The following is a 486-nucleotide window of genomic DNA, read 5'->3' as shown; positions in this document are numbered from 1 at the left end:
AATTGAACAGACAACGTTCGTTGCGAAGTTCCCTTGGTTTGAATCCAGGGCGTCATCCGGGCTTGCAGGTTGAGTTCATCCGACTGCCCCTCGGAGCATCTGGACGCCCGTCAATTCGCAGAGTTCGTCGAACGATATGTCCGAGCAGATCTCGACGACCTCCAGGCCCGAAGGCGTGATATCGATAACCGCCAGATCGGTATAGATCCGGCTCACGCAACCCATCCCGGTGACGGGATAGGAGCATCGTTCGACGATCTTGCTTTCGCCCTGTTTAGTCAGATGCTCCATCATCACGTAGACATCCTTCGCGCCAGTCGCGAGATCCATCGCACCGCCAACCGCTGGAATGGCGTCGGCTTGCCCGGTGTGCCAGTTCGCCAGGTCGCCATTGACCGATACCTGGAACGCGCCCAGTACGCAGTAGTCCAGATGTCCGCCGCGCACCATGGAAAAGGAATCGGCATGATGGAAGAACGCGCCTCC

The 486-nt window shown here is 58.0% G+C and carries 1 protein-coding gene; it reads right to left on the bottom strand.

Annotated features, from left to right (window positions below; translation table 11 throughout):
• Positions 1 to 75 precede the first annotated feature (75 nt).
• Positions 76 to 486, bottom strand: a 411-nt coding sequence (locus tag ACYP5B_RS48850) for a CoA-transferase (RefSeq protein ID WP_459574673.1), incomplete at its 5' end; no start/stop codon positions are given.

The organism is Cupriavidus sp. 8B (assembly GCF_054589115.1).
The sequence above is the reverse complement of the archived record's forward strand: the minus strand, read 5'-3'. Positions and strand labels throughout refer to the sequence as shown.